Here is a 26786-nt window from a genome sequence, read left to right on the forward strand (position 1 = left end):
GGCTAATCCAATTACGGCTAAAAGAAAAATCAGGCCTGGCCTGCGTCCGGTCTTGATGACCACGTTATGTGCAGACAGCCTTGCATACTTGCCGACATTACCGGGCCGGCACCAATAAGCGCCCATGCTAGCCGCCACCCGGAGGCAGCGCAATGGCCATACTGTCGCAGTGCACTGTCACGATATTAAACGGCGGCATTATATACTAAGCTAGCCGCTGACGTGAATGCATCAAGCCACACAGACCGGATATTCCATGCCCTCAGCTACACCTCTTGCCATTCTCTGCCAGACAGCCAGTTTCATCAAAAGCGCCAGTCAGGCGGACCAGTGCCCGGCCGATCAAGGTCTGGAAGTGGCCTTTGCCGGCCGCTCCAATGCCGGTAAATCCAGCGCCCTGAACACCTTGACCCACGCACGGCTGGCCCGTACCTCGAAAACCCCGGGGCGTACCCAACTGATCAACTTCTTCGGCCTGGACGAGGAACACCGTCTGGTCGACCTGCCCGGTTACGGTTACGCCAAGGTACCGCTGGAGTTAAAGGAGCACTGGAAGCTGCACCTGGACGCCTACCTCACCCAGCGCAATTCCCTGGCCGGCGTGGTACTGGTCATGGACATTCGTCACCCATTGTCCGGATTCGACCGGATGATGCTCGAATGGGCGGACGTGACTGGCCTGCCGGCGCACATCCTGCTGAGCAAGTCGGACAAGCTGTCCTACGGCGCCGCCAAGGGTGTGCTGCTCAAGGTGCAGAGCACGGTGCGCAAGGAGTTCGGCAACCGTGCCAGCGTGCAGTTGTTCTCCTCACCCAAACGCCAGGGCATCGAGGAGGCGCACGCGGTGCTGGAAAGCTGGTTGTATCCTGCAGAGGATCTGGAGCAGCCTGAGGAATAACGGGGACGCTCAAATAGCAGACAAAAAAAACCCCGAACTTCTATGGGGAGGGAAGGTTCGGGGCTTAACGACCGGGCTGTGCTAGGAAAGGGATGCCCGGTATTCTGCCAACACTAAATCACATCTAAGGAGCATGAAGGGCTTGACGGGCCATTCATAGTCTCTGACCGGGCAGTTTCCGGTTAAGTTCCGAATTATTGCAGAAAATATTTTTATCCGGAGATGGGGCGCTCAATGCGCCTCATCCCAGTTGTTTCCAGTACCCACTTCCACCAGTAGCGGCACGTCGAGTTCAGCGGCGGCGCTCATGTGCTGGCACAGCCCGGCGCTGATCTGATCAAGCAGATCCTCGCGCACTTCCAGTACCAGTTCGTCATGCACCTGCATGACCACACGGGCGTCCAGTCTCGATTCCGTCAGCCAGCGATCCACTTCGACCATGGCTCGCTTGATGATGTCGGCCGCGGTGCCCTGCATGGGTGCGTTGATCGCGGTGCGCTCGGCGCCTTTGCGCATGGCCTGGTTCTTCGAGTGAATCTCCGGCAGGTACAGGCGTCGACCGAACAGGGTTTCGACGAAGCCTTTCTCCGCCGCCTGCGCCCGAGTGTCTTCCATATAGCGCAGTACGCCTGGATAGCGGGTGAAGTAGCGATCGATATAGGCCTGCGACTGCTTGCGATCGACGCCGATCTGCTTGGCCAGGCCAAAGGCGCTCATGCCATAGATCAGACCGAAGTTGATCGCCTTGGCGCTGCGCCGCTGATCGTTGCTGACCTCATCCAGAGCGACGCCGAATACCTCGGCGGCGGTGGCGCGGTGCACGTCGAGACCCTGACGGAAGGCCTCCAGCAGGCCCTCGTCCTGCGCCAGATGAGCCATGATGCGCAGCTCGATCTGAGAGTAGTCGGCCGCCATTATCTTGTAGCCTTCCGGGGCGATGAAGGCCTGACGGATGCGTCGGCCCTCGGCGCTGCGGATCGGAATGTTCTGCAGGTTCGGATCGGACGAGGACAGTCGGCCGGTAGCAGTGACCGCCTGGTGATAACTGGTATGGATGCGTCCGGTACGCGGATTGATCTGTTCGGGTAGCCGGTCGGTATAGGTGCTCTTGAGCTTGCTCACCGTGCGGTACTGCATGATCACCTGGGGCAACTCATAGCCTTGTTCCGCCAGCTCGGCGAGTACCGATTCGGCAGTGGACGGCTGGCCCTTGGCGGTCTTGGATATCACCGGCAGGCCCTGCTTTTCATAGAGAATGGCGCACAACTGCTTCGGCGAGCCAAGATTGAACTCCTCCCCGGCCAGATCAAAGGCCTGCCGTTCGAGGGCCGTCATCTTGTCGCCCAGCTCCCGGCTCTGGATGCCCAACAGCTTGGCATCGACCAGCGCACCGCTGCGCTCGATCCGCGCCAACACCGGCACCAGTGGCATCTCTATCTGCTCCAGCACCTTGGCCAGCGAGCTGATGCCTTGCAGCTTCTGCCACAGTGTCTGATGCAGGCGCAGGGTGATGTCGGCATCTTCGGCGGCGTAGGGGCCAGCCTGTTCCAGTGCAATCTGGTCAAAGGTCAGTTGTTTTGCACCCTTGCCGGCAATGTCTTCGAAACGTACTGTGCCGGTGCCCAGGTATTTGAGCGCCAGGCTGTCCATATCGTGACGTGTCGCTGTTGAGTCCAGCACATAGGATTCAAGCATGGTATCGAAAGCCACGCCCTGCACCTGGATGCCGTAATGCGCCAGGACGTTCATGTCGTATTTTGCGTGTTGTGCCACCTTGCGCTTGTCCGGATCTTCCAGTAAGGGCTTGAGTGCGGCCAGCACCTGATCACGGTCGAGCTGCTCGGGCACGCCCATGTAGCTATGGGCCAGCGGTACATAGGCTGCTTCATGGGGATTGACAGCGAAGGACAGACCGACCAGCTCCGCCTGCTGGGCGTAAATGCTGGTGGTCTCGGTATCAAAGGCAAACAGAGAGGCGTTCTGCAACTTGTTGAGCCACAGGTCAAAGCCCGCCTGATCAAGGATGGTCTCGTACGTTGCTTCCACAGCCTCGGTCTGGTTCGGTGTCTCTACGGTCTGGCCGGCGGTTTTTGCTTCACGCAGCAGGTCGTCGAGCCAATTCTTGAATTCCAGTGTGCGATACAGCTCGATCAGAGCTTCACGGTTGGGCTCGGTCGGATGCAGCGCGTCGACTTTCACATCCAGCTCGACATCTATCTTGATGGTCGCCAGCTGGTGGGACAGATAGGCCATGTCCTTGTGTTCCAGCAGTTTCTCCGGCAGCTTCTTGGCGCCACGGATCGGCAGCTCGGGAATCTTCTCCAGATTGGCGTAGATCACATCCATGCCGCCACCGAGCCCGTTGAGCAGGCCCTGCGCGGTCTTCTCACCCACGCCCGGCACGCCGGGAATATTGTCGGACTTGTCGCCCATCAATGCGAGAAAATCGATGATCAACTCAGGGCCGACACCGAATTTCTCCCTTACCCCCTCAGGGTTCATGACCGTATTGGTCATGGTGTTGACCAGGGTAATGTGCTCGTCGACCAACTGCGCCATGTCCTTGTCGCCGGTGGAAATCACCACCGGGCAACCTACCGCGGCGCTTTGCCGGGCCAGCGTGCCGATCACGTCATCCGCCTCAACCCCATCGACGCACAATAGCGGCAGGCCCAGCGCCTTGACGCTGGCGTGCAGCGGCTCGATCTGCGAACGCAGATCATCAGGCATGGGTGGGCGGTGCGATTTGTAATCCTCGAACAGCGCATCGCGGAAGGTCGGGCCCTTGGCATCGAAGACCACCGCGATGGGGCTGTCCGGATACTGCTTGCGCAGGCTCCTGAGCATATTGAGAACGCCCTTGACGGCGCCGGTCGGCTTGCCGGTGGAGGTGGTCAGTGGCGGCAGTGCGTGGAAGGCACGGTACAGATAGGAGGAGCCGTCAACGAGAATCAGCGGGGCAATGGAGTCAGTCATGCGTCAGGTCAGCGTTCCAGAGAGAAAAGAGGCTAGAATGAAGTTGTCGTCATTCCATAAAAGGACAAGGTTAACATGACACGCATAATTGGCCGCGGGTTGGCTGCCCTGGTATTGATAGCAAGTTTCTCGGTTATGGCGCAGGAGCCACCGCTGACCGGCGAGCCGGACGTTACCATTCGTCAGGAAGGCGACAAGACCATTGAGGAATATCGCCTGAATGGCTTTCTCTATGCCATCAAGGTCACCCCGAAGAATGGCGCGCCCTACTTTCTGGTGGCGGTGGATGATGATGGCAACTTCACCCGTGCCGACAATCCCAACGGCTTGCGTATCCCGTCGTGGAAGATCTTCGAATGGTAAGGCGCTGACATGTCGGTATTCACTCCGGTTGAACGGGCGCAGTTGGCGGACTTTCTCAGTGGCTTCGATGTTGGCAGGTTGATCGACTACAGCGGTATTGTCGGTGGCACGGAGAACAGCAATTTCTTTGTCGCCACCGAGCACGGTGAGTATGTGCTGACCCTGATCGAGCGTGGCCCGATTGCCGAGCTGCCGTTTTTTGTCGAGCTGCTTGATTGTCTGCATGGAGCAGGGTTGCCGGTGCCTTATGCCATTCGCAACCGTCAGGCACGGGCGCTGCATGAGCTCAACCAGCGCCCGGCGCTGCTGCAGCCGCGGTTGTCTGGCCGGCATGTCGGTATTTCCGACGCCAGTCACTGCCATGCCGTCGGGCAGACGCTGGCTGGACTGCACAACGCCACAACCGACAGCAGTCTGCAGCGGCGCAGCGACCGGGGGCTTGAGTGGATGACCGCAGAGACCCAGGCGCTGTTGGAGCGCAGTGAACCCTCGGCCAGGCAATTGTTGCAGTCGATGCTTGCTGTATTGGAACGATTGCAGCGAGAACGCCCGGAGCTGCCCGAAGCCGTGCTGCATGGCGACCTGTTCCGTGACAATGTATTGTTCGACGGCCATCACCTGACGGGTGTCATCGACTTCTACAACGCCTTCAATGGCTGGACGCTGTACGACGTCGCCATTTGCGTCAACGACTGGTGTCTGGCTGAAACGGGTGGGCTGGACGCACGGCGGGCCGAGTCCCTGCTGGCCGGCTACGCCAGCCAGCGTCGCTTTACCCCGCTGGAAGCAGAGCACTGGCCCGACCTGCTGCGTCTCGCCGCGCTGCGCTTCTGGTTGTCACGGGAGTTGGCGGCGGATCAGCATGCCGAGCAGAGCGGCGTGCTGATCAAGGACCCGATGCATTTTCAGCGGCTGCTGGAATGGCATCGGGATGTCGGAGTGGGCTTGCCGCTGGCGCTGTAGCAGTCAGCTGATCAGTACCGCTCCAGCCAGTGCGCATAAGGTGCCGGCAGGGTCCAGGAGGCTTTGTCGATCTTCAGCTCCCGTGCGGCGTAATAGGCCCAGTGCGGGTTGGCCAGATGCGCCTTGCCGACCATAACCAGATCCAGCTGGCCATCCTGTACCGCCTTTTCCGCGATATGCGGCTCGCCGAAGCCCCAGGCAGAGGACACCGGGATGCCCACTTCACGACGTACACGCTCGGCAATCGGTCCCATGAACGCCGGTGCCCAGGGAATCTGCGCTTCGGGCGTATTGAAACCGATGCTGACACTGATCATATCCAGCCCGGCGTCTTTCAGTCGGCGGGTCAGGTCGATGGATTCGTTCAGGGTCTGCTCATCCTTGCCATCGAACTCCAACACACCGAAGCGCATGGTTAACGGCAGATGCGCCGGCCACACTTCACGAACGGCAGCAAAGGTTTCACGCAGGAAGCGGCTGCGGTTTTCGTAGTTGCCACCGTAGGCGTCGGTACGCTGGTTGGAGTGCTCGGAGAAGAAGCTCTGCGCCAGATAGCCGTGAGCGAAATGCAGCTCCAACCACTCGAAGCCGACGTCGAGGGCCCGCTTGGCAGCGGCAACGAAATCGTCGCGCACCCGGGCGATATCTTCCAGCGTCATTTCACGCGGTTGCTTGGGGAGGTTCTTGCCGAAGGCCAGCGCCGAGGGCGCGATGGTCTGCCAGCCGCGCGGGGCATCGTTGGCAATATGGTCGTCGCCTTCCCAGGGATTGTGCGCGCTGGCCTTGCGGCCGGCGTGGGCGATCTGGATGCCCGGCACCGAGCCGTGCTTCTTGATGGCCTGCACCGTGGGAATGAACGCCTGAGCCAGCTCATCACTCCAGATACCTGCACAGTCCGGGGTGATGCGGCCTTCCGGTGCTACTGCGGTGGCCTCGACGATAACCAGACCGGCACCGCCGCGGGCCATACCGGCGTAGTTCTGCAGGTGCCAGTCATTCACCAGGCCATCAACGGCGCTGTACTGACACATGGGTGGTATGGCAATCCGGTTGCGCAGAGTGACGTCCTTGAGCGTAAAGGGTTGGAAGAGCGCGGACATGGGTTTTCCTGTGGGGTGGGTAAAACGATTGTTCGATAATAATCGAACAATAGATCAAAAACAAATCATTATGTAGACTCCAAGCCATGAGACCTTTCAAACACCCAGCCGTCAGCGACTTTGTGCTGGAGCGTGTATTACACGCTCTCAGCGACCCGGTACGCCTGGAGATAGTGCAATGCCTGGCGCAGGTAGCCGAGGCCAGTTGCGGCGAGCTGGATGGCGGGCGCCCCAAATCGAGCATGTCGCATCATTTTCGGGTGCTGCGTGACGCGGGCCTGGTGTGCACCTACGGCGTGGGCACCACCCATATCAATTCGCTGCGGCGTCAGGAGATGGACAACCGCTTCCCCGGTTTGCTGGAGGCGGTTCTGGGGAATATCGCGGTGCAGACCGTCAATATCGAGGGGCAAGGCTGAGGCTTTACTCTGCCATCACCCTGGGCAGCCATTGGGCCAACTGCTCAGGTTTCAGCGGAGGACGGATGAAGCCGACGTAACGGCCTTCGGGATCGACCATCACCACTTGCCCGCTATGATCGACCAGATAGTCCGGCTCACTGGTATCCGGCTCGATATAGGCTACGGACAGCGCCTGTGCCAGGCGGGCCAGTTGCTCTGGCTCGCCGGTGGCGCCGTGAAACCCGGCATTGAAGAAGTCCAGATACTGACTCATCTGCTCCGGCGTATCGCGTGCCGGGTCAACACTGATCATGGTGACGCGCAGGTTGTCAGCCTGCTCCGGCGGCAGGCTGGTCACCAGCTGGCGCAGTTCGGCCATAGTCGTGGGGCAGATGTCCGGGCAGAAGGTATAACCGAAGAACAGCAGATCCCACTGACCCTGCAGAGTATCCTGGGTCCAGTCACCGCCCGCTGCCGACTGCAGTGTCACCTCGGGTATCGAACGCGGGGCATCAAACAGAAAGAGCCCATTCTGCGATAGCAGGTCGCGACCCAGCGCGGCTGGTCGCATCACCTTGTTGACGACAGCACCGATGACCAGGGCGATGACCGCCACCGTGATCAGAACGGTTTTCTGCACTCCAGTCAGAGCCATCCTGCTACTCCTGCATAGTGATCCACCAGCAGGGCGACGAACAGCCACAGCAGGTACCACAGTGAAAACTTGAACGTCTTGATCGCCGCATGTTTGCGGCTGTCGCGGTACAGCGCCCAGGCCCAGTCGATAAAGCGCAGACCCAGACCCAATGCCACCACCAGATACAGCGTCCCGCTCATGTGAATGACATAGGGCAGCAGGCTGGCGGCCAGCAGGATGAAGGAATACAGCAGGATATGCAGTTTGGTGTACTGCTCGCCATGGGTAACCGGCAGCATGGGAATATCCACCTTGGCGTATTCGGCCTTGCGGTGAATGGCCAGCGCCCAGAAGTGCGGCGGCGTCCAGGCGAAGATGATCAGCACCAGCAACAGCGCTTCGGCATCAATCTGACCGGTCACGGCGGTCCAGCCCAGCAGCGGCGGCGCGGCGCCGGCCAGCCCGCCGATGACGATATTCTGCGGGGTCGCACGTTTGAGGAAAGAGGTGTAGATCACCGCGTAACCAAGCAGCGAGCCGAGGGTCAGCCAGGCGGTCAGCGCATTGATCCAGAGCAGCAGTATGGCCATACCGGCGACACCCAGTGTCAACGCGAAGAGCAATGCATGTACGGGATTGACGCGTCCCTGCGCCAGCGGGCGGCGCTGGGTTCGGGCCATATGCAGGTCGATGCGCCGGTCCACCACATGGTTGATCGCCGCGGCCGAACCGGCGCACAGGGCGATGCCGAGGTTGCCCAGCAGCAACACCGACCAGGACACCGCCCCCGGGGTCGACAGCAGCATACCGATGGCTGAAGTGATGATCATCAAGGCGACGACCTTGGGCTTGGTCAGCTCAAGGTAGTCGCGCCAGCCGGCAACGGCCCGTGCGGTTCTGCTCATGGTCGTCATGCTGTTCCCCCGCGCCTTGGGCGCTTGTTGTTATAGGTCTGCCCCAGTATGTGTCAGAACCTGCCAGCCGGCCAGTGGCTGGCGGGTCGATCGCAATTACCTCGGCCCCTCAGGCCGGTGTCCACTGCCCCACATCCCCGGAACGCCTACGTCTGTTCAGAGAGATGACCACCGGGCGCAGCTGATAGTTCACCAACACCAGGCTCAACAGCAACAGCGCGCCCACGGCGTTATGCGCCACTGCCACCGCCAGCGGCAGATGCGCCAGCACATTGGTGATGCCCAGAGCCACCTGGGTCAGCAGTACCAGCGTCAGCCAGACCGCAGTCGCCGTCAGGCCGGCGCGGTACAGTCGCCAGGCTAGCAGCAAGGTAACGAGCAGGGTGATCATCGCCCCCACCCGGTGGGTGAAATGGATCGCCGTGCGGCCCTCGCCATAGAGCATGCCGCCCAGATAATTGGGGCCGATTTCCTGGAAAATATTGAAGCCGGCGACAAAGTCCATCTTCGGCCACCATTCGCCGTGGCAGGTCGGCAAGTCGACGCAAGCCACTGCTGCGTAGTTACTGCTGGTCCAGCCGCCCAGGGTGATCTGCAGGATCACCACCACCAGCACGGCGCGGGCCAGCGGCCGCAGTGCGTTGAGGCCGATATCTGCCGGGAAACGTCCGGACAGGCGCAGGCTGAGCAGAAACAGCAGACTGAGAGTGGCGAAACCGCCGAGCAGATGGGCAGTAACGATTTGTGGCCAGAGCTTCAGGGTGACTGTCCACATACCGAACAGTGCCTGACAGATAACCAGCGCCAGCAGGCCCAGCGGCAGTTTCAGTGGATAGCCGTCACGCCCGCGCTGCTTGAGGGCAAACAGGGCCAGTCCGAGAATGGTCAGCCCCAGCAGACCGGCGGCGTAGCGGTGGATCATCTCGGCCCAGGCCTTGAACGCTTCCACCGGATCGTCCGGAAAGCGCAGCTGCGCCAGTTCCAGAGCGCCGTCGCTGCGCGGCACACTTAGGAAACCATAACAGCCAGGCCAGTCGGGGCAACCCAGCCCGGCATGCACCAGACGGGTATAGGCGCCCAGAATGACCACCACAAAGCCCAGCAGCAGGGCACCGACAGCAAAAATAAAACCGGGTTTGCGCATACTCATCAACCTACCTTGGAAACTTTCAGAAGGTGCCGCAGATCATCCAGCAGATTCTTGCCGGGATTGGCCGGATCGCGGTGCAGCACCACCCGACCCAGCGGATCAATGACCCAGAGTTGCGGCCCCTGCTGCCAGATATCCGGATGCACGCTGAGACTGTCCTGATAGGCGGCTGGCACCAGCGGCAATTGCTGCAACTGAGGATAATCGTTGCTCAGACGACGCATGAGCTCATCGGAGGCCGGCTGGCCGGTAGCCAATACGTGCTCCACACGATCCGCTTCGCGGCCGGTGGCAACGTCGATCTGGCGGGCTTCATGCACCAATGCCAGACAGGCGTCCATGCATTCCCCCGGCGCTGTGACCAGCAGACGCCAGGGGGCGCCGTAGCCGACCGGTTCCAGCGCCAGTTGCCAATCCTGTACGGTCAACTCCGGTTCGACCAGAGATGAGTTGTTGGTCTGGGTCTGCGGAATACCGATCTGCCAGGTTGCCATCAGCCAGGCGACGAAAATCGGGCCGATTACCACCCCGGCAATGGCCAGCAACTTGAGCTGACCCCGTGGCTTGAGGGTATTCGGTGTGTTGTCAGTGGTGCTGCTCATTGTTGTTCCCCCGGGGTTCGGGCCGCAAACCAGCCCAGATAAACAATATCAACAAAGCGGCCGCCAGAGCGAACCACTGTACGGCGTAACCGGTGTGTTTACTTGCGCTCATTGGCAGTCCCGGCCAATCGAGCCTAAAGGCGCCGTGACTGCCCGGCTGCAGGCGAGCCATCCATGGCTGCAGTGGTATATCAGCCTGTTCGGTAAAGGCGGGCAGGTCGATGCTGCCGACCAGTTTCGGCCAGCCGACGGTCGTGGCGCTATGCAGAGTGAAACCCGGATCCTGTTCGGGGAGAACTTCGATCTGCAGTTGGATGGTGCCCTGCGGGGTCGGCACCGGCGGAAGTTGGCGGCGATCCGGCCAGGGCAGCCAGCCGCGATTGACCAGCAGCCGCAGATCGCTGGCGCTATCGTGAAAGACCTGCAATACCTCGACGCCCGGCCTGCCATCGCGGGTGCGATTGTCCAGCAACCACAGGTGCTGCGCATCCCACTGTCCGGTCAGTACCAAGGGGCGCCAGGCGAGGTTGAGGGTGGGATCGATTTCGCTGGGAGGGATAGCCTGCGTGCTGCGCTGCTGATCAATCCGCGCCTGCAGTTCGCGTTTTTCGTCGGCGCGCTCCAGCTGCCAGAATCCGAGACTGATCAGTATCGGCAACAGCGCCAGGGTGAATACCCAGAGTGGCCAGCCGGGTGCGAAGCGGCTGCTGAGCGGTATCGCGTCAGACTGGCTTCTGGTCATTCGCCGGCTTCCTTATGCGGTCTATACTGCAGAACATTCTGTTGAACATGGACCGTCATTATGTGGTTGAAAATCATCATTCTGGTACTGCTGGCTGCCATTATCATCAGCCTGTTCAGTGGCGCGTTGTTCCTGCGTAACGCCGAGTCCGGCAGCAGCCTGGTCAATGCCCTGACCCTGCGTATCAGCTTGACCGTGGTGTTGATACTGCTGATAGCCTGGGGGCTTTGGTCCGGGCAACTACATTGGGGCGCTCCGTGGCTGCACTGACCACGGAGCAGGCTGTTCAGAGCACGTAGACGAAGATGAACAGCGCCACCCAGACCACATCGACGAAGTGCCAATACCAGCTGGCAGCCTCGAAGCCGAAGTGATTGTCCGGGGTGAAATGGCCCTTGTGCACGCGGACCAGCATCACTGTGAGGATGATCGCGCCCATGGTCACGTGAAAGCCATGGAAGCCGGTGAGCATGAAGAAGGTCGAGCCATAGATGCCGGAACTCAGGGTCAGACCCAGATCGTTATAGGCATGGACGTACTCGGCCAGCTGCAAGCCAAGAAAGACCACGCCGAGCACCACCGTCAGCAACAGCCAGTTCTTCAGGGCCTTGCGTTTGTCGGCGCGCAGCGCATGATGAGCCAGGGTCAGAGTGACACTGGAGGTGATCAGCAGCAGGGTGTTGATCAGTGGCAGCTGCCAGGGACTGATGGTTTCAGTGGGGCCGGGGAAGGTGCCAGGGTCGGGGTTGTTGACCAGCGGCCAGGAAAAATTGAATTCCGGCCAGAGCATGCTGCTCGAGCCCTTTTCACCGATGCCATCCAGCCAGGGGCCAGCCAGGACACGTACGTAAAACAGCGCCCCGAAGAAAGCGGCGAAGAACATCACCTCGGAAAAGATGAACCAGGTCATGCCCATGCGGAACGAGCGATCCATCTGCCTGCTGTACAGCCCCTGTCGGCTTTCCTTGATCACGTTGCCGAACCAGCCAAAGAACATCCAGACCAGGATCAGCAGGCCGGCGTAGAGAATATACTGGCCCGGCGAGGCGCCCGAGCCGCTGCTCAGGCCATTCATCAGCGTGCCGGCGCCGAATACGGAAACCAGCAGGCCGATGGAGCCGACTATTGGCCATTTGCTCTGGTCAGGTACGTAATAGACTTCATGTTCTTCGTGACTTGCCATCTGTTGTTCTCCTTATCGGCAGCCGGGATTCAGTGTATTGCGGCCAGATCGAGGCTGGCCGCCATGCGTTCGGTCACATCAAACAAGGTATAGGCCAGCGTGAGCCGTCGCACATCCTTCGGCAGTGCCGGGTCGACCACGAAACGCACCGGCATTTCAATGCTTTCGCCCGGTTGCAGCACCTGCTGAGTAAAGCAGAAACATTCGGTCTTGTGCAGGAACGCCGCCGCCCGGGAGGGGGCGACGCTGGGGATGGCCTGGGCCACCATCACCTTGTCGGTGGGGTTATGGGCGAGAAAGTTGACGGTGCGAGCCTCGCCCGGATGCAGCACGACTTCATCATTCTGCGGGCCGAACGACCAGCGCATGCCCTCGGCATTGCTGGACACGAACTGCACCCGTACCTCGCGTTGCATATCCACCTGCTCCTGGCCTTGCCAGGCTGAACCGGCGGTTTTGCCATTGATGCCGAAGGCCTGGCACATCACGTCGTAGATCGGCACCAGCAGAAAGCCGAAAGCGAACATACCGACGACCAACAGCAGCAACCGTTTGATCAGACTTCTGGTGCTCAGGCCTTCCTCGCTCATGACAACCCCCTTATTTGACTTCCGGTGGTGTAGTGAAGGTGTGATAGGGCGCCGGTGACGGCACCGTCCACTCCAGGCCTTCAGCACCATCCCATGGTTTGGCCGGCGCTATCTTGCCGCCGCGCACGCACTTGATGACGATGTACAGGAACAATAGCTGAGTTGCGCCGAACATGAAGGCGCCGATGGATGACACCATGTTGAAGTTGGCGAACATCATGTTGTAGTCCGGAATGCGCCGCGGCATACCGGCCAGACCGACGAAATGCATAGGGAAAAAAGCCAGATTCATGCCGATGAAGGACATCCAGAAATGCGTCTTGCCCAGCACCTCGTCATACATGTGACCGGTCCATTTCGGCAGCCAGTAATAGGCCGAGGCGAAGATGCCGAAGATCGCACCGGGCACCAGCACATAGTGGAAATGTGCCACCACGAAGTAGGTGTCGTGATATTGGAAGTCCGCCGGCGCGATGGCCAGCATCAGCCCGGAGAAGCCGCCGATGGTGAACAGGATGACGAAGGCGATGGCGAACAGCATCGGCGTCTCGAAGGTCAGCGAGCCGCGGAACATGGTGGTTGCCCAGTTGAACACCTTCACCCCGGTGGGCACCGCGATCAGCATGGTCGCGTACATGAAGAACAGCTCGCCGGTCAGCGGGATGCCGACGGTGAACATGTGGTGCGCCCAGACCGAGAAGGACAGGAAGGCAATCGCGCCGGTGGCATAGACCATGGAGGTATAGCCGAACAGCGGCTTGCGGGCGAACGCCGGGATGATCATGCTCACTGCGCCGAACGCCGGCAGGATCATGATGTACACCTCGGGGTGACCGAAGAACCAGAACACATGCTGGAACAGCACCGGGTCACCGCCGCCGGCAGCATTGAAGAAGCTGGTACCGAAGTGGATATCCATCAGCATCATGGTCACCACGCCCGCCAACACCGGCATCACCGCGATCAGCAGAAAGGCGGTGATCAGCCAGGTCCAGACGAACAGCGGCATCTTCATCAGAGTCATGCCGGGCGCGCGCAGGTTGAGAATGGTGGCGATGATGTTGATCGCCCCCATGATCGAGCTGATACCCGCCAGGTGGATGGCAAAGATGAAGAAGGTGGTGCTGTCCGGGCCGTAGGTGGTGGACAGGGGCGCATAGAAGGTCCAGCCGAAGTTGGGTGCGCCGCCCTCCATGAAAAGGGTCGATACCAGCAGGCCGAAGGCCGCCGGCAGCAGCCAGAAGCTGAAGTTGTTCATCCGCGGCAGCGCCATGTCCGGCGCGCCTATCATCAGCGGCACCATCCAGTTGGCCAGGCCGACGAAGGCCGGCATCACCGCGCCGAACACCATGATCAGGCCGTGCATGGTGGTCATCTGGTTGAAGAATTCCGGCTGCACCAGCTGCAGGCCGGGCTGAAACAGCTCGGCACGGATGACCATCGCCAGGGTGCCGCCGAGCAGGAACATGGCGAAGCTGAACCACAGGTACATCGAGCCGATGTCCTTGTGGTTGGTGGTCAGGATCCAGCGCATCGGGCCCTTGGCCGGACCGTGGACATGGTCGGCGTGATGATTGTCGATCACTGCACTCATGACAGGTCTCCTATTGGCCATTCTTGAAGTTGAGGATATCGATGGGCGCGACCACCTCGCCGGTGTCGTTGTCCCAGGCGTTGCGCTCGTAAGTGATCACAGCGGCAATATCCACTTCCGACAGCTGTTTGCCGAAGGCAGCCATGGCGGTACCGGGCACGCCGTTGACCACCACATCGATGTGAGCGGCGACGTCGTTGAGCACCATGTCGCTGCCGTTGAGTGCCGGGAACATCGGCGGCAGGCCTTCGCCGTTGGCCTGGTGACAGGCTACGCAGGTGCTGGTGTAGACGCGCTCGCCACGTTCCAGCAGTTCTTCCAGCGTCCATTCCTTGCTGGTCAGCTCGGCTTCGGCGGCCGCAGCGGCCTTCTTCTCGGCCAGCCAGGCGGCATAGTCTTCCGGTGCGCGGGCGTCCACCACGATGGGCATGAAGGCATGATCGCGACCGCACAGCTCGGTGCATTGGCCACGATAGATGCCGGGCTCATCGATCCGCGTCCAGGACTCGTTGATGAAGCCGGGGATGGCGTCCTTCTTCACCGCCAGAGCCGGTACCCACCAGGAGTGGATGACGTCGTTGGCGGTAATCAACAGGCGGATCTTCTGCCCGGTCGGCACCACCATCGGTTCGTCGACTTCCAGCAGGTAATGCTCGCCCTTGGCGGCCTGGTTGCTGATCTGGTCACGCGGGGTCGCCAGATTGCTCATGAAGCTGACGTCTTCACCCAGATAGTTGTACTGCCAGCGCCACTGATAACCGGTGACCATGATGTCGATATCAGAATCTTCAGTGTCGTAGATTTCGATCAGGGTCTTGGTTGCCGGAATGGCCATGCCGACCAGAATCAGTAGCGGGATGACCGTCCACAGAATCTCGACGGTGAGGTTTTCATGAAACTTGGCGGGTACCGCGCCCCTGGAGCGGCGGTGCATGAACATCGACCAGAACATGACACCAAAGACGATGGCGCCGATGACCACCGAGATCCAGAAAATGGTCATGTGCAGATCGAATACCGAACGGCTGACTTCCGTTGCCCCCGGAGTCATGTTGACGGTCCAGCTGGCATTGGCATTGGCGCTGAGTGCAATCAGAAACAGGCCACCCAGCCAGGTGCGTGCTTGTCGCAACATCCCGGTTTTCCCCTTGTTTATTGTTTTTATCACTCCTGGCGACGCCTGAAGGTGTAACCAGATGAATCCGAGTATAGACCTGAAGGCGATCAAAGCAATGCTCTTGAGTCTGAATCTTCATTGAATTGTCAAGGGTACGTTCCGCACATTTCCACTCCGGGATGCTTGGCGTGGCGCCTTTCAGGGGTTCTCAATCAGGGATCAATATGTGTTCAGGCTCCCTTACGAGTCGCTTTGACGATATGGAGGCACTCTGCTAGCTTGAATTCGGTTCCAACCCAAAGCATTTATGGCGCGCCATCCGGCCCGCCATCAGCGGGAGTATTCATGAGAATTTCTGAATTACGCGAGCGTGTCCGCACGGCTCGAGAAGATGAGGGCAGCACCGAAGCCCTGCGCCAATGGCTTGATCGAAAGCTACCGGAACTGCACCGGACCATTCGCATGCGCGATGAGGCTGGTAATACCCTGTTCAATTTCATCCAGGCCTACATAGAGCGCGTGCCGGATATATTGGAGGCCGCCCAGTCGGTAGCCAATCATGCAAAGATGCGGCCCCAGCTGATTCCGGTATTGAAGGTAGCGGAAGATTTCTTCCTGCAACCTTCGGCTACGCCGGAATCTGATCGGGGCTTGCTGGTCCTGCTGGACGAAGCCTATCTGGCCCATCGTCTGGTGGAAGAGGTCAACGACCGCTACGTCAACCATGGTGGGGAATCGTTGATCCCAATGAGCAACACCAAGGCCAATGTGATCGTATATGAGTTGCTGGGCGAGGAGTATGCTAATCAGTTGGACGCCGCGGTGGACGAGGCGGTAAAAGGATTATTGCCGGAAGAGGTGTTCGAAAGCCCGGCGTTTCTGGCCTACAAGGCCGGGATCGACGAACAGGCCCGCCAGGATATGTGGCGTCGCTGGCCGAACATGGCTGAGGAACTTGGCGTTGGGCTAAGCTGGCGAGACAACCCCTGACTCGCCGGTTGAGAACAGGCACTCACTTGCAGGAGGACCGTCAGAACCGCTGGGAACGGAGTCTGCCAGTAAAACCTGGCGCGCTGCGCGCCGTCGCGGCGACACTCCTGCAGATGGAGGTAACTGACGGTGTCTTGTCTGCTGCGCGACAGCGCGTTGCTAGAGACCGGGTGAAATCCCTGCCAATGGCTGACTTCAATCCTTCTTCTTCAACTTCGGATTGGGATAGAACTGCGCTACATGTGATGTAGCCGCCGGTTTGCTCGACGGTTGTATGGTCACGCGCGTGGGTATCTCTCGGGGCACGGAATTGCCCCGCTCATCCAGGGTGTCCGCGTAACCACAGGCGACGCACTCACGATGCGGCACATCATCCACCTGATACATGCGGATGGTGTCCATCTCGCTGCACGCCGGGCAGACCGCCCCGGCGATGAAGCGTTTTACCGGTTCCGATTGATTGCTCATGCTGCTTGCTCTCCGATCAGGCCGCTATGGCGCAACAGCGCGTCCACCGAAGGCTCGCGGCCGCGGAAGGCGACGAACAGTTCCATGGGTTCGCGGCTACCGCCCCGGGCCAGGATATTGTCACGGAAGGCCTGGCCGGTCTCGGCGTTGAAAATACCTTCCTCCTCGAAGCGGGAGAAAGCGTCGGCCGACAGCACTTCCGCCCACTTGTAGCTGTAGTAGCCCGCGGCATAGCCACCGGCAAAAATATGCGCAAAACCGTTCTCGAAGCGGTTGAAGGCCGGCGGCGGCATGACTGAAATTTCATCGCGTACCGCTTGCAGTACCTCACGCGCGCTGCGGCTGTTGCCGTCCTGGGCGTGCAGCTCGAAGTCGAACAGCGAGAACTCGATCTGGCGCAGCATGCCCAGGCCGGACTGAAAATTGCGTGCCGCCAGCATCTTGTCCAGCAAATCGCGGGGCAATGGCTCGCCGGTTTCATGGTGTCCGGAAATCAGCGCCAGACCTTCCGGTTCCCAGCACCAGTTTTCCATGAACTGGCTGGGCAGCTCCACCGCGTCCCAGGCCACGCCATTGATGCCGGAGGCAGACGGGTAATCGACGCGGGTCAGCAGATGGTGCAGACCGTGGCCGAATTCATGGAACAGGGTGGTGACTTCATCATGGGTCAGCAACGCCGGCTGGTCGCCCACTGCTGGAGTGAAATTGCATACCAGATAGGCAATCGGTCGCTGCAGTTCGCCGCCAGGCAGGCGCCGACGGTCGCGGGCACCGTCCATCCAGGCACCGCCGCGCTTGTGGCTGCGCGCATACAGATCGAGGAAGAAGCGCCCGATCACCTCGCCCTTTTCCAGCACTTCGAACAGGCGGGCATCCTCATGCCAGCGCTCGAAGTCGCTCACCTCGCGCAGTTCGATGCCATACAGCCGGCCGACTACGCCGAACATGCCCTGCAGCACCCGGTCCACCGGGAACCAGGGGCGCAGTTCTTCCTGGGAAATGGCGTAGCGGTGCTGGCGCAGCTGTTCGGCGTAGTAACCGCTATCCCAACTCTGCAGCTTGGTGCAGCCCTTGCTTGCGGCGAAATCCTGCAACGCTTGCAGATCGGCTTCGGCAAAAGGCCGGCTGCGCTGACCGAGGTCGCGCAGGAACCCCAGTACCTGATCGGTGCTGTCGGCCATCTTGGTGGCCAGCGAAAGTTCGGCGTAATTGGCATAACCGAGCAGCTGCGCCAGCTCGTGGCGCAGCTTCAGGATCTCTTCAATCAGCGGACCGTTGTCATTGTCGCCGGCGTTCGGACCCTGGTCCGAGGCGCGGGTGCAGAAGGCGGTATAGACCTCTTCGCGCAGGGCGCGGTCATTGGCATAGGTCATCACCGCGTAGTAGCTGGGGAATTCCAGAGTGATCAGCCAGCCGTCCAACTCGCGGGCCGCGGCCGCCTGTTTTGCCTGGGCCAGAGCCGACTCGGGCAGGCCGTCCAGCTGGCTGGCATCGGTGATATGCTTGGTCCAGGCTTGCGTGGCGTCCATTAATTGGTTGGAAAACCGGCTTTGCAGCTCCGACAGGCGCATCTGCAGTTCGCCATAGCGCTTCTGTTGCTCCGGCGGCAGTGCGATACCGGACAGGCGGAAGTCGCGCAGGGCATGTTCGATGATGGTCTGCTGGGCGGCGTCGAGCTGGCTGAAGCCGTCGCTGTCGGCCAGCTGGCGATAGGCGGCATACAGCGCCTGGTTCTGACCCATCTCGGTGGAGAACTCGCTGAGCAGCGGCAGACAGCTGTTATAGGCATCGCGCAGCTCGGCGCTGTTCATCACCGCGTTCAGATGGCTGACCGGTGACCAGGCGCGGGTCAGGCGTTCACCGATCTCATCCAGCGGCTCGATCAGGGTGCCCCAACTCCACTGCGCCGGCGGGTTGTCCAGCAATGCAGCCAACTGCGTCCGACTGTCCGCCAGCACCTGCTCGATGGCCGGTTTGATATGGCTCGGCTCGATTGAGCTGAACGGGGGCAGGTCATAGGATTGCAGCAGCGGATTGGACATGATGGGGTTTCCTGAATAGCGTGGGTTCGTACAATGACCGTCATGATAACAACCAGACGGTGATTGGCGCTCGGCAAAGGCCGGAACACAATTACCACTATAGATGCAGGCGACAGCCAGCCAATTCAAGGGGCAAATGATGAATATACGCCGATTCGCGGGCCAGACACCGCAACTGGGCGAGCGCGTGATGGTCGACAGCAGCGCGGTGGTTCTGGGTGATGTGGAACTGGGCGACGACTGCTCGGTGTGGCCGGCTACAGTGATCCGCGGCGACATGCATCGCATCCGCATCGGTGCGCGCACCAGCGTGCAGGACGGCAGTGTGCTGCATATCACCCACGCTGGCCCTTTCAACCCGGACGGCTATCCACTGATCATCGGCGACGACGTGACCATCGGTCACAAGGTGCTGCTGCACGGCTGCACCATAGGCAGCCGGATACTCATCGGCATGGGCAGCATCGTCATGGACGGAGCGGTCATTGAGGATGAAGTGGTATTGGGTGCCGGTAGCCTGGTGCCCGCCAATAAAACCTTGCGCAGCGGTTATATGTACATGGGTAGCCCGGCGCGGGAGGTGCGGCCGCTTAGCGAGAAGGAGCGGTCTTTCTTTACTTACACGGCGGGCAATTACGTGCGCCTGAAGGATCAGTATCTGCAGGAGGAATGAAAACTCCTGAGCATTGATTGGTGTTCGAAGATCCCTGACCTATAATCAATTTTTTGTCAGGGAGACGGTCATGCCAGGGAATACTGTCAAAAAACAGGCGACAGGGGGGCGGCGCGGCGGACTGGAACAGGAAGACAGTCGTGTCCTGATGAGGCTGATCTATGTCTCGACAGGATTGACTATCGGCTTTTTCGCGGTGCTGCAGGGAGTCAATGGCAACCTGCCGCTGGCGGTCCTTGAGGGCGCTGCCAGTTTGTTACTGCTTGGCGGCGCCCATCGGCTCGCCCATGTGCGCAACCTGACTCCCTGGATCTATCTCTACCTGCTGCCCACCTACAGCTTTCTCATCTACATCATCATCATGCCCGAGGCCTCCGTATCGGCTTTCGTCTGGGTCTACATGATTCCTCTGATGGCCTATCTGCTGCTGGGCAAGACAGCTGGTTTCATCGTCACGGTACCCTTCGCTGTCGTCGCCATAATCGCCTACCTGATAAAGCATCCGGGGCAGCTGCAGGGGGCTGGTGTGATCGATATGGGCAATGCATTGCTCTGCGGTCTGTTGATCATGCTGTTCGTGCACGTCTATGAGTCGCGGCGGGCCGCCGCCCAGCAGTTATTGCGGGAGCTGGCGGAAACCGACGGGCTGACTGGTGTGGCTAACCGCAGCAGCTTTCAACGACTTCTGGATGACAGTATCGCCCTCGGCGAACGCAGCGATGAGTGTCTGGTATTGGTGCTGTTGGATCTGGACCACTTCAAAAAGGTCAATGACCGCTGGGGGCATGAGGCGGGTGATCAGGCACTGCGGCACATCTGTGCCTGCATTGATGCACGCCTGCGCAAGACCGATATGCTGGCGCGACTCGGTGGGGAGGAATTCGCCATCCTGTTGCGCCGTACCGACAGCGCCCAGGCGCGGCCGCTGATCGAAGCACTGCGGTTGCAGATAGCGACCACCCCGCTGTGTTATGGCGAACAGGAAATACCCCTGTCGGCGACCTTTGGTCTGGCCGAATGGCCCGTGGATGCAAAAGACGCCGAGCAGCTCTACCGCTGCGCAGACCAGCGGCTCTATCGAGGCAAGCATCTGGGACGCAACCAGTTGATATTCCATGACGTGCTGCCTGCCGACCTCCTGCAGCCGCATACAGGACTGTTGCTGTCATCCGATCATTCCCGTGAATAACAGGCGGAACTGCTTCAGCACTGGTTTATGATCAGGCACACATCGGGCTTGAGCCCGCTCCACCCACGGATCATGCGAGGTTGTCATGTCTGCTTACACCAACCGAAAAATAATACTTAACAAGCGTCCCCAAGGGGAAATCCGCGACGGTGATCTGCTCCTGAAGGAAGAGCCCGTGCGCGAACTGCGCGATGGCGAAATCCTGATCAAGACCCTGTGGCTGTCACTCGACCCCTATATGCGCCCGCGCATGAACGATGCCAAGGGTTATATGGACCCGGTTGGCATCGGCGAAGTCATGGTCGGCGAAAGCGTTGGGCGGGTGATCGAGTCGAAATCGCCGAACTACAGCGAAGGTGATCTGGTCACCTGTTATTCCGGCTGGCAGGAATATTCCGTTGTGCCTGGCGACGCGCCGATGATCTACAAGATCGACCCCCGCGGCGTGCCGCTGCAGGCCTATCTGGGCGTAGCTGGCATGCCGGGGCGCACCGGTTATTGCGGGCTGACCTATGTCGGCAAGCCGCAGGCTGGAGAAACCGTCGTGGTTTCGGCCGCTTCCGGGCCGGTTGGTACCGTGGTCGGGCAGACGGCCAAGCAGTTGGGTTGCCGGGTAGTGGGCGTGGCCGGTGGTGAAGAGAAATGCCGTTTTGTCGTCGAGGAACTCGGTTTTGATGCCTGCGTCGATTACAAGGCCGGCAATCTGGAAGCGGATCTGGCGGCCGCCTGCCCGGACGGCATCGATGTGTACTTCGAGAACGTCGGTGGCGATGTGACCCGTGCCGTTGCCAAGTTGCTCAACAAGGGCTCGCGGGTGCCGATCTGCGGTTACGTGTCAGCCTACAACGCCGAAGATGCCAGCAAGGTCGAGACGCCGTTCCAGGTGTTCGGCGCCATGGGTGAAAACAAGCCGGAGCACCGCTTCTTTCTGGTTACCGAATGGCAGGACCGCCACCAGGAAATCACCACATTGCTGGCCGAGCAGATCGCCAGCGGTAATATTAAATACCGCGAGACAGTCGCTGAAGGCCTGGACAATGCGGTGGAAGCATTCAAAGGCATGCTCAAAGGCAAGAACTTCGGCAAGCAGTTGGTTCATATCGCCGATTGAACCAAGCGGGGCGTCGAGCGCCTGCGCTACGCCTGCTGACCCACTGCGGCTGGGGCGTCGTTGTCGGCGAGCAGATGCTCGCCAACCCGTAATTGCCTTCAGCTGGCCGGCTGGCCGCTCCACAGACTGGTCAGGGTGCCCAGCAGTGGCTGGCCGACACCCTGGTTGCCAATGAACTCCAGCAGCACGGGGGCGAACTGGCTGATCATGCCGGCGTCCATGCCCAGGCGCGAGAAGGCGTTGCCCACGTCGCCGAGGCTCTGCATATTGTCCTGCGCGCTGCCGCCGCCCAGTGGATTGGATTTGCCCAGCAGGCCGCTGACGGCGCCGACTTGGCTACCCAGGCCACCACTGCTCAAGTCAGCTAACGCCGGTACGCTGCTCAACAGCTGACTGTAATCGGTGCCGGGCAGCTGATTCTTGGCCAGGTTGAGCAGGGCGCTGGTGCCACCGACCGCCTGTTCAGGGCTGACGTTGAGTGCGCTCAGTTTATTCACCAGCTCGGCGGACTGCGCCGCGCTGGAGCCCGGTACAGCAACAGCAGAGGTCAGTTTGGCCGCATCGCCCAGGCTGAAGGCATTGGCACCGCCGACGGTCAACGTAAGGGCCAGGGCAAAAGTCAGGGCGCAGGTCTGTTTGATCATTGTCGTATTCTCATTGGGTAACATGATTCGGTACGACGTATCGCGCCGTTGCCGGTCATGAGTGTACCCGATTCGGTGTATCGCGTGCCTTTGCCGGGTCCAGCCCTTATGCTGCCTGCATATCTGGGAGGAGGTAGCGATGTCATTGGTTGAGAATCCGCAAAGCCGTTTTTATCATTCCCGCGGGCTGCGCCTGCACTATCTGGACTGGGGCAATGTTGATGCACCGTTGCTGATCCTGATTCACGGGGGGTTGGAGCATGCGCGGGTCTGGGACCAGCTGGCACGACAGTTATGTGCCGACTGGCATGTGGTGGTGCCGGATCTGCGCGGGCATGGCGACAGCGACTGGAGCACGGGAGGCGCCTATGCCATTCCCGACTTTGTACCGGATATCGCGGCGCTGGTGGCTGAACTGGGCGATCGCCCGACGACCCTGGTGGCCCACTCGCTGGGTGGCAATATCGCCGTTCATTACACCGCGTTGTTTCCGGAGCGGGTCAATCGTTTGTGCGTTATTGAGGGGTTGGGGTTTTCACCCGAGGCGCGCGCCAAGCGGGACGCGAAATCACGCCGCGAGCAGCTGCGCGAATGGGTCGAGCGGGTGCGCGAGCTGGATCGGCTGGGGCCCAGCGAGTATCCCAGTGTCGAGGCGGCGGTGGAGCGGCTGATGGGACATGATCCGCTGCTGAGTCGTGAGCTGGCCGAGTACGTCTGTAAGCGTGGGCTCAAGCCCAATGACAATGGCCAGTGGCGCTGGAAATATGATCATCAGATACGTGGTTTCGGGGCGGCGGAGGTGGCTTCGGTGGAGGCCAGTGACCTGTGGCAAGCCATCGAATGCCCGGTGCTGTTGATGTATGGCGCCGAGAGCTGGGCATCCAACCCGCAGGATGATGGTCGCATCCGACACTTCGCCCAGGCGCAGGTGGTCAGCATTGCAGATGCTGGTCATAACCTGCACCACCACCAGCCGCAGGTGTTCATGCAGTATCTGCAAAACTTTTTGACCGCCGCTTCCTGATCAGGCTTGCATGGTCTGGAGGAACGCTCTGCGTCTGTCCGCCACTCCAATCATCTCATCCCCGTGCAAGCTAGCCCTGACGCTTACGGCTGGCTATCCTGTGTGGACATTCCGAGGGGAGACTGACATGAAAGCTGTGGGTTATACCGAGCAACTGCCAATTGACAATGATCAGGCACTGATCGACCTTGAACTGCCCAAGCCAACGCCGACTGGCCACGATCTGCTGGTGCGCGTGCAGGCGGTTTCGGTCAATCCGAGGGATATCAAAAGCCGCCAGGTATTCAGCGCCTCGGCTGAGGAGCCGCGGGTGCTTGGCTACGATGCCGCCGGGGTGGTTGACGCGGTGGGGCCGGAGGTGACGTTGTTCCAGCCCGGCGATGAGGTGTTCTACGCCGGTGAGCTGCAGCGCTCCGGCTCCAATGCCGAGTGGCAGCTGGTAGATGAGCGCATCGTCGGGCGCAAGCCGCGTAATCTCGATCCGGCTGCCGCGGCATCGGTACCGCTGGTCATGCTCACCGCTTTCGAGATGCTGTTCGATCGTCTCGGTATGCCGCAGAGTGCCCCGGCCAATCCGCCCATCTTGCTGGTGCTGGGTGGTGCTGGTGGCGTGCCCTCAGCCGCTATCCAGCTGGCGCGCCAGGCCGGAGCCACGGTCATTGCCAGCGCCTCGCGCCCGGAAAGTGCGCAGTGGGTGCGGGACATGGGCGCGCACCATGTGATTGATCACAGCAAGCCTCTGGTCTCCCAGATCCTCAATCTGGACATCGGCCTGGTCGACTTCGCTTTTTCCACCCACACCAATGCCGAGGTCTGGGCAGCGCTGGCCGAGGTCATGGCACCCCAGGGACGACTGGGCATCATCGACGATCCCGAGCCGCTGGATCTGCGCGTGTTCAAGGCCAAGAGTATTTCCATCCACTGGGAATCCATGTTCACCCGCTCGATGTTTCAGACTGCCGATATGCAGCGTCAGCACGATATTCTCAACCGTATTGCCGAGCTGCTGGATGAGGGCACCATCCGTGCGATGGACAGGGCACATCTGGGCCAGATCAACGCTGCCAATCTGCGCAAGGCCCACGGAATGATTGAAGGCGGGCATACCATCGGCAAGATAGTGCTGGAAGGATTCTGACTGGCTGCATGGCATATCGCTATCTACACTGTTGTTGGGTTTTTAACCTGGGCAAAGGTGCGCTCCCCCGGCCCGGGAGCCTGTGATAATATCCGTCATTTTTTCAGCGCCAGAAAAATGACCAGGTGAAGCCTGCCCGCGGTCATCGGGGGGGCATATGGACTACCAGCAAGTCTTCGAACGATCGTCAGCGCCTTCGCTCCTGCTCAATCGCGCGTTGCAGGTTATTACTTGCAACGCTGCATTCGAGCAGGCAGTGGGTCTGCCGCGGGAGGCTATGGTTGGCCATCCGGTACTGGAGATATTCCCCGGTCGGGACGGTCAGCAGCAGGTGTTGCTGCAGTCTTTTCAGCAGGTGCTCAATAGCGCCGCGCCGCATCATATCCAGATGCTTGATTATCAGTTGTCCTCTAATGCCCAGGGTTCCCATGAATACTGGACGACCAGCCATACGCCGGTGCTTGACGACGCCGGAGTGGTGACAGCGATTCTCTGCCAGCCGGTCAGTATCTCCGAGCTGATGCTATTGCGCGGACAGCTGGCCCAGCCGGACAGCGGCATCCCGGAGGGTCCGTTGGCGCTGGACCTGCTCAGCCTGCTCAAGGCCGAGCGCGAGCGTTTCAATCAATTGTTCCAACAGGCGCCTGGCTTCGTTTGCATCCTTCGCGGTCCCAAGCATGTGTTCGAGCTGGCCAACGATGCCTATTACCAACTGATAGGCCACCGCCAGATTATCGGCCAGGTGCTCGCTGAAGTGTTACCGGAAGTGGTGGCGCAGGGCTTTCTCGACAAGCTGGACCGGGTTTACACCACCGGCGAGCCCTTCATCGGCGGAGCGGTGCCGATCGAACTGCAGCGCGTGATCGATGGCGCGCTGGAAGAACGCTTCATCGATCTGACCTATCAGCCGATCCTGGATGCCAAAGGCGAGATCAGCGGCATCTTCGTCCAGGGGCATGATGTGACCGAGGCTCATTGGCTGTCCCAGGAGGTCAGTTTCCAGGCGGCCCATGATGCACTCACCGGCTTGTGCAATCGCCGCGAAGTGGCCCGGCGGATGGCCGAACTGGAACAGCTGGGTGGTACCCATGCGCTGATGTACCTGGATCTGGATCATTTCAAGATCATCAATGACCGTTGCGGCCACCGCGCAGGTGATGCCTTGCTGGTCGAGGTGGCACGGCTGCTGCGCGAGCACGCTCAGGATGAGGATGTGCTTGCCCGCCTGGGTGGTGATGAATTCGCCATGGTGTTGCGTAACTGTTCGCTGGACCACGCCCGCCAGCGAGCGCAGCAGATCTGCGAAGGTATCCGGCAGCTGCGTTTCATGTGGAACGGCCGACGCTATTCGATCACTTTCAGTGCCGGTGTCGCCAGTTTCGGCAGTGAGGCCCTGGCCTCCTTCAGCGAAGGGCTGGGTCTGGCGGATGCGGCATGTTTCCTGGCCAAGGAAAAAGGCCGCAACCAAGTCATCGTCAGCCAACCAAGCGACGAGGAAGTCCGCCGCCGACAACAGGATATGGATTGGACCGATCGCCTGCGCGAAGCCATGCGCGAGGATCGGGTGGTGCTATTCGGTCAGCGCTTCGAATGTTTCAGCGAGGCCTCCCGCGAGGAAGGCATGACGTGCTTCGAGGTGTTGTCCCGACTGCGTGGAGCCGAGGGTGAGCTGATTTCACCCGGTGCCTTCATTCCCGCCGCCGAACGCTATGGCCTGATCGGCGAGCTGGATCGGCACATTATCCACAAGGCGTTTTCCATCCTCCAGCAGATGGACCCGGCGCAGCGTCAGCGTACCCGCTATTTCGTCAATGTCTCGGGTCTGACACTGGGCAGCCGGGGCTTCCTGGAATATGTGTTCTCGACTTTGGGGCAGTTCCCCGACGTGCAACCGGGTAACGTCTGTTTCGAGGTGACCGAGACAGCGGCTATCAATAGTCTGGAGGTGACGGCTAACTTGCTTGGCGAGTTGGTCAACCATGGCTTTCAGGTGGCACTGGATGATTTCGGCAGCGGGATGTCGTCCTTTGCCTATCTGCAACATCTGCCCGTGCAGTACCTCAAGATCGATGGCGAATTCATCAAGGGCATTCGCAATCCGCCGGCGGGCAGCGTGATCGTCGAATCGGTGATCCAGGTGGCGCGCGCCTTCAATATCAAGACCATTGCCGAATCCGTGGAATGGCCGGATCTCGCTCCGATATTGCAGGCCGTGGGCGCCGATTACGGTCAGGGTTTTGCGTTGCACCGCCCTGAACCCTTGCCGTTTTGAACCCG

26 protein-coding genes are annotated in these 26786 nt (G+C 60.3%); 12 read left to right on the forward strand and 14 right to left on the reverse strand.

Annotated features, from left to right (window positions below):
- The first annotated feature begins 256 nt into the window (after positions 1-256).
- Positions 257-898, forward strand: a complete 642-nt coding sequence (yihA, locus tag BLU11_RS17505) for a ribosome biogenesis GTP-binding protein YihA/YsxC (protein ID WP_090275557.1) — start codon at positions 257-259, stop codon at positions 896-898.
- A 231-nt stretch (positions 899-1129) separates the two neighbouring features.
- Here the strand turns inward: yihA and polA are convergent, their stop codons facing one another.
- The gene (gene polA, locus BLU11_RS17510) at positions 1130-3874 is read right to left on the reverse strand and encodes a DNA polymerase I (protein ID WP_090275559.1); all 2745 of its coding nucleotides are present in this window, start codon (positions 3872-3874) and stop codon (positions 1130-1132) included.
- Positions 3875-3949: 75 nt separating this feature from the next.
- Between polA and BLU11_RS17515 the strand changes: the two genes are divergently transcribed.
- Positions 3950-4237, forward strand: coding sequence for a DUF2782 domain-containing protein (locus BLU11_RS17515; protein WP_090275561.1), 288 nt, complete (start codon positions 3950-3952; stop codon positions 4235-4237).
- A gap of 9 nt (positions 4238-4246) precedes the next feature.
- Positions 4247-5200: a homoserine kinase gene (locus BLU11_RS17520; protein WP_090275563.1), complete on the forward strand. Its 954-nt coding sequence runs from the start codon at positions 4247-4249 to the stop codon at positions 5198-5200.
- Between the two features lie 11 nt (positions 5201-5211).
- On the opposite strand, the gene BLU11_RS17525 is transcribed toward BLU11_RS17520, so the two are convergent.
- Positions 5212-6300, reverse strand: coding sequence for an NADH:flavin oxidoreductase/NADH oxidase (locus BLU11_RS17525; protein ID WP_090275565.1), 1089 nt, complete (start codon positions 6298-6300; stop codon positions 5212-5214).
- An 86-nt stretch (positions 6301-6386) separates the two neighbouring features.
- On the opposite strand from BLU11_RS17525, the gene BLU11_RS17530 reads away from it, so the two are divergent.
- Entirely contained in the window at positions 6387-6719 is a 333-nt protein-coding gene (locus BLU11_RS17530) for an ArsR/SmtB family transcription factor (protein WP_090275566.1), read from the forward strand.
- Positions 6720-6723: 4 nt separating this feature from the next.
- Here BLU11_RS17530 and BLU11_RS17535 read toward each other — a convergent pair whose 3' ends face one another.
- The 5 genes from BLU11_RS17535 to BLU11_RS17555 all read right to left on the reverse strand — a co-directional run bounded on the left by BLU11_RS17535 (position 6724) and on the right by BLU11_RS17555 (position 10746).
- Positions 6724-7356, reverse strand: a complete 633-nt coding sequence (locus BLU11_RS17535) for an SCO family protein (RefSeq protein WP_231702231.1) — start codon at positions 7354-7356, stop codon at positions 6724-6726.
- Positions 7347-8243 (reverse strand): heme o synthase, encoded by an 897-nt coding sequence (gene cyoE / locus BLU11_RS17540; protein ID WP_407920218.1) that lies wholly within the window; start codon positions 8241-8243, stop codon positions 7347-7349. The genes BLU11_RS17535 and cyoE overlap by 10 nt, the downstream gene beginning before the upstream one ends.
- Before the next feature lie 118 nt (positions 8244-8361).
- On the reverse strand, positions 8362-9396 hold the full coding sequence (locus BLU11_RS17545) for a COX15/CtaA family protein (protein ID WP_407920259.1): 1035 nt from the start codon (positions 9394-9396) through the stop codon (positions 8362-8364).
- Positions 9397-9401: 5 nt separating this feature from the next.
- Positions 9402-10004, reverse strand: a complete 603-nt coding sequence (locus tag BLU11_RS17550; protein WP_090275571.1) for a hypothetical protein — start codon at positions 10002-10004, stop codon at positions 9402-9404.
- On the reverse strand, positions 9988-10746 hold the full coding sequence (locus tag BLU11_RS17555) for an SURF1 family protein (protein WP_090275572.1): 759 nt from the start codon (positions 10744-10746) through the stop codon (positions 9988-9990). The genes BLU11_RS17550 and BLU11_RS17555 overlap by 17 nt, the downstream gene beginning before the upstream one ends.
- A gap of 60 nt (positions 10747-10806) precedes the next feature.
- Between BLU11_RS17555 and BLU11_RS17560 the strand changes: the two genes are divergently transcribed.
- Complete coding sequence (locus BLU11_RS17560; protein WP_090275574.1) at positions 10807-11016, forward strand: DUF2909 domain-containing protein; 210 nt, start codon at positions 10807-10809, stop codon at positions 11014-11016.
- A gap of 16 nt (positions 11017-11032) precedes the next feature.
- Here the strand turns inward: BLU11_RS17560 and BLU11_RS17565 are convergent, their stop codons facing one another.
- From BLU11_RS17565 to coxB, 4 genes are read right to left on the reverse strand one after another with little or no spacing between them, the layout of a single operon-like run.
- A complete protein-coding gene (locus BLU11_RS17565; RefSeq protein ID WP_090275576.1) occupies positions 11033-11929 on the reverse strand; it encodes a cytochrome c oxidase subunit 3 in 897 nt (298 codons plus the stop codon).
- A 29-nt stretch (positions 11930-11958) separates the two neighbouring features.
- Positions 11959-12519, reverse strand: a complete 561-nt coding sequence (locus BLU11_RS17570; protein ID WP_090275578.1) for a cytochrome c oxidase assembly protein — start codon at positions 12517-12519, stop codon at positions 11959-11961.
- A gap of 10 nt (positions 12520-12529) precedes the next feature.
- Positions 12530-14113 (reverse strand): cytochrome c oxidase subunit I, encoded by a 1584-nt coding sequence (ctaD, locus tag BLU11_RS17575; RefSeq protein ID WP_090275580.1) that lies wholly within the window; start codon positions 14111-14113, stop codon positions 12530-12532.
- Between the two features lie 10 nt (positions 14114-14123).
- Positions 14124-15248 carry a cytochrome c oxidase subunit II gene (coxB, locus tag BLU11_RS17580; protein WP_090275582.1) on the reverse strand — a complete coding sequence of 375 codons (1125 nt, stop codon included), beginning with the start codon at positions 15246-15248 and terminating at the stop codon, positions 14124-14126.
- A gap of 327 nt (positions 15249-15575) precedes the next feature.
- Between coxB and BLU11_RS17585 the strand changes: the two genes are divergently transcribed.
- Complete coding sequence (locus tag BLU11_RS17585) at positions 15576-16220, forward strand: hypothetical protein (RefSeq protein WP_090275585.1); 645 nt, start codon at positions 15576-15578, stop codon at positions 16218-16220.
- A gap of 195 nt (positions 16221-16415) precedes the next feature.
- On the opposite strand, the gene BLU11_RS17590 is transcribed toward BLU11_RS17585, so the two are convergent.
- Positions 16416-16688, reverse strand: a complete 273-nt coding sequence (locus BLU11_RS17590) for a YheV family putative zinc ribbon protein (protein ID WP_090275587.1) — start codon at positions 16686-16688, stop codon at positions 16416-16418.
- Positions 16685-18730, reverse strand: a complete 2046-nt coding sequence (gene prlC / locus BLU11_RS17595; RefSeq protein ID WP_090275589.1) for an oligopeptidase A — start codon at positions 18728-18730, stop codon at positions 16685-16687. Before prlC ends, BLU11_RS17590 begins: the two co-directional genes overlap by 4 nt.
- 139 nt (positions 18731-18869) lie before the next feature.
- Here prlC and BLU11_RS17600 point away from each other — a divergent pair, with 139 nt between their 5' ends.
- The 3 genes from BLU11_RS17600 (at position 18870) to BLU11_RS17610 (ending at position 21703) form a co-directional block, all read left to right on the forward strand.
- Positions 18870-19403 carry a gamma carbonic anhydrase family protein gene (locus tag BLU11_RS17600; protein WP_090276648.1) on the forward strand — a complete coding sequence of 178 codons (534 nt, stop codon included), beginning with the start codon at positions 18870-18872 and terminating at the stop codon, positions 19401-19403.
- 70 nt (positions 19404-19473) lie between these two features.
- Entirely contained in the window at positions 19474-20592 is a 1119-nt protein-coding gene (locus tag BLU11_RS17605; protein ID WP_090275591.1) for a GGDEF domain-containing protein, read from the forward strand.
- Positions 20593-20677: 85 nt separating this feature from the next.
- Positions 20678-21703 (forward strand): NADP-dependent oxidoreductase, encoded by a 1026-nt coding sequence (locus BLU11_RS17610; RefSeq protein WP_090275593.1) that lies wholly within the window; start codon positions 20678-20680, stop codon positions 21701-21703.
- Positions 21704-21801: 98 nt separating this feature from the next.
- Here the strand turns inward: BLU11_RS17610 and BLU11_RS17615 are convergent, their stop codons facing one another.
- Entirely contained in the window at positions 21802-22347 is a 546-nt protein-coding gene (locus tag BLU11_RS17615) for a DUF2780 domain-containing protein (RefSeq protein WP_090275595.1), read from the reverse strand.
- Between the two features lie 139 nt (positions 22348-22486).
- On the opposite strand from BLU11_RS17615, the gene BLU11_RS17620 reads away from it, so the two are divergent.
- From BLU11_RS17620 to BLU11_RS17630, 3 genes are all read left to right on the forward strand, one after another.
- Positions 22487-23371: an alpha/beta fold hydrolase gene (locus BLU11_RS17620; protein ID WP_090275597.1), complete on the forward strand. Its 885-nt coding sequence runs from the start codon at positions 22487-22489 to the stop codon at positions 23369-23371.
- A gap of 127 nt (positions 23372-23498) precedes the next feature.
- On the forward strand, positions 23499-24509 hold the full coding sequence (locus tag BLU11_RS17625; protein WP_090275599.1) for a zinc-binding alcohol dehydrogenase family protein: 1011 nt from the start codon (positions 23499-23501) through the stop codon (positions 24507-24509).
- A 157-nt stretch (positions 24510-24666) separates the two neighbouring features.
- Entirely contained in the window at positions 24667-26781 is a 2115-nt protein-coding gene (locus tag BLU11_RS17630; RefSeq protein ID WP_090275601.1) for a sensor domain-containing protein, read from the forward strand.
- The last annotated feature ends 5 nt before the right edge of the window (positions 26782-26786 follow it).

The sequence above is a fragment of the Halopseudomonas litoralis genome (genome assembly GCF_900105005.1).
In the GTDB taxonomy this organism is placed as follows: Bacteria; Pseudomonadota; Gammaproteobacteria; order Pseudomonadales; family Pseudomonadaceae; genus Halopseudomonas; species Halopseudomonas litoralis.

Coding starts and splice junctions, on each gene's coding strand:
- yihA (WP_090275557.1), top strand. CDS start 257: ATGCCCTCAGCTACACCTCTTGCCATTCTCTGCCAGACAGCCAGTTTC.
- polA (WP_090275559.1), bottom strand. CDS start 3,874: ATGACTGACTCCATTGCCCCGCTGATTCTCGTTGACGGCTCCTCCTAT.
- BLU11_RS17515 (WP_090275561.1), top strand. CDS start 3,950: ATGACACGCATAATTGGCCGCGGGTTGGCTGCCCTGGTATTGATAGCA.
- BLU11_RS17520 (WP_090275563.1), top strand. CDS start 4,247: ATGTCGGTATTCACTCCGGTTGAACGGGCGCAGTTGGCGGACTTTCTC.
- BLU11_RS17525 (WP_090275565.1), bottom strand. CDS start 6,300: ATGTCCGCGCTCTTCCAACCCTTTACGCTCAAGGACGTCACTCTGCGC.
- BLU11_RS17530 (WP_090275566.1), top strand. CDS start 6,387: ATGAGACCTTTCAAACACCCAGCCGTCAGCGACTTTGTGCTGGAGCGT.
- BLU11_RS17535 (WP_231702231.1), bottom strand. CDS start 7,356: ATGGCTCTGACTGGAGTGCAGAAAACCGTTCTGATCACGGTGGCGGTC.
- cyoE (WP_407920218.1), bottom strand. CDS start 8,243: ATGAGCAGAACCGCACGGGCCGTTGCCGGCTGGCGCGACTACCTTGAG.
- BLU11_RS17545 (WP_407920259.1), bottom strand. CDS start 9,396: ATGCGCAAACCCGGTTTTATTTTTGCTGTCGGTGCCCTGCTGCTGGGC.
- BLU11_RS17550 (WP_090275571.1), bottom strand. CDS start 10,004: ATGAGCAGCACCACTGACAACACACCGAATACCCTCAAGCCACGGGGT.
- BLU11_RS17555 (WP_090275572.1), bottom strand. CDS start 10,746: ATGACCAGAAGCCAGTCTGACGCGATACCGCTCAGCAGCCGCTTCGCA.
- BLU11_RS17560 (WP_090275574.1), top strand. CDS start 10,807: ATGTGGTTGAAAATCATCATTCTGGTACTGCTGGCTGCCATTATCATC.
- BLU11_RS17565 (WP_090275576.1), bottom strand. CDS start 11,929: ATGGCAAGTCACGAAGAACATGAAGTCTATTACGTACCTGACCAGAGC.
- BLU11_RS17570 (WP_090275578.1), bottom strand. CDS start 12,519: ATGAGCGAGGAAGGCCTGAGCACCAGAAGTCTGATCAAACGGTTGCTG.
- ctaD (WP_090275580.1), bottom strand. CDS start 14,113: ATGAGTGCAGTGATCGACAATCATCACGCCGACCATGTCCACGGTCCG.
- coxB (WP_090275582.1), bottom strand. CDS start 15,248: ATGTTGCGACAAGCACGCACCTGGCTGGGTGGCCTGTTTCTGATTGCA.
- BLU11_RS17585 (WP_090275585.1), top strand. CDS start 15,576: ATGAGAATTTCTGAATTACGCGAGCGTGTCCGCACGGCTCGAGAAGAT.
- BLU11_RS17590 (WP_090275587.1), bottom strand. CDS start 16,688: ATGAGCAATCAATCGGAACCGGTAAAACGCTTCATCGCCGGGGCGGTC.
- prlC (WP_090275589.1), bottom strand. CDS start 18,730: ATGTCCAATCCGCTGCTGCAATCCTATGACCTGCCCCCGTTCAGCTCA.
- BLU11_RS17600 (WP_090276648.1), top strand. CDS start 18,870: ATGAATATACGCCGATTCGCGGGCCAGACACCGCAACTGGGCGAGCGC.
- BLU11_RS17605 (WP_090275591.1), top strand. CDS start 19,474: ATGCCAGGGAATACTGTCAAAAAACAGGCGACAGGGGGGCGGCGCGGC.
- BLU11_RS17610 (WP_090275593.1), top strand. CDS start 20,678: ATGTCTGCTTACACCAACCGAAAAATAATACTTAACAAGCGTCCCCAA.
- BLU11_RS17615 (WP_090275595.1), bottom strand. CDS start 22,347: ATGATCAAACAGACCTGCGCCCTGACTTTTGCCCTGGCCCTTACGTTG.
- BLU11_RS17620 (WP_090275597.1), top strand. CDS start 22,487: ATGTCATTGGTTGAGAATCCGCAAAGCCGTTTTTATCATTCCCGCGGG.
- BLU11_RS17625 (WP_090275599.1), top strand. CDS start 23,499: ATGAAAGCTGTGGGTTATACCGAGCAACTGCCAATTGACAATGATCAG.
- BLU11_RS17630 (WP_090275601.1), top strand. CDS start 24,667: ATGGACTACCAGCAAGTCTTCGAACGATCGTCAGCGCCTTCGCTCCTG.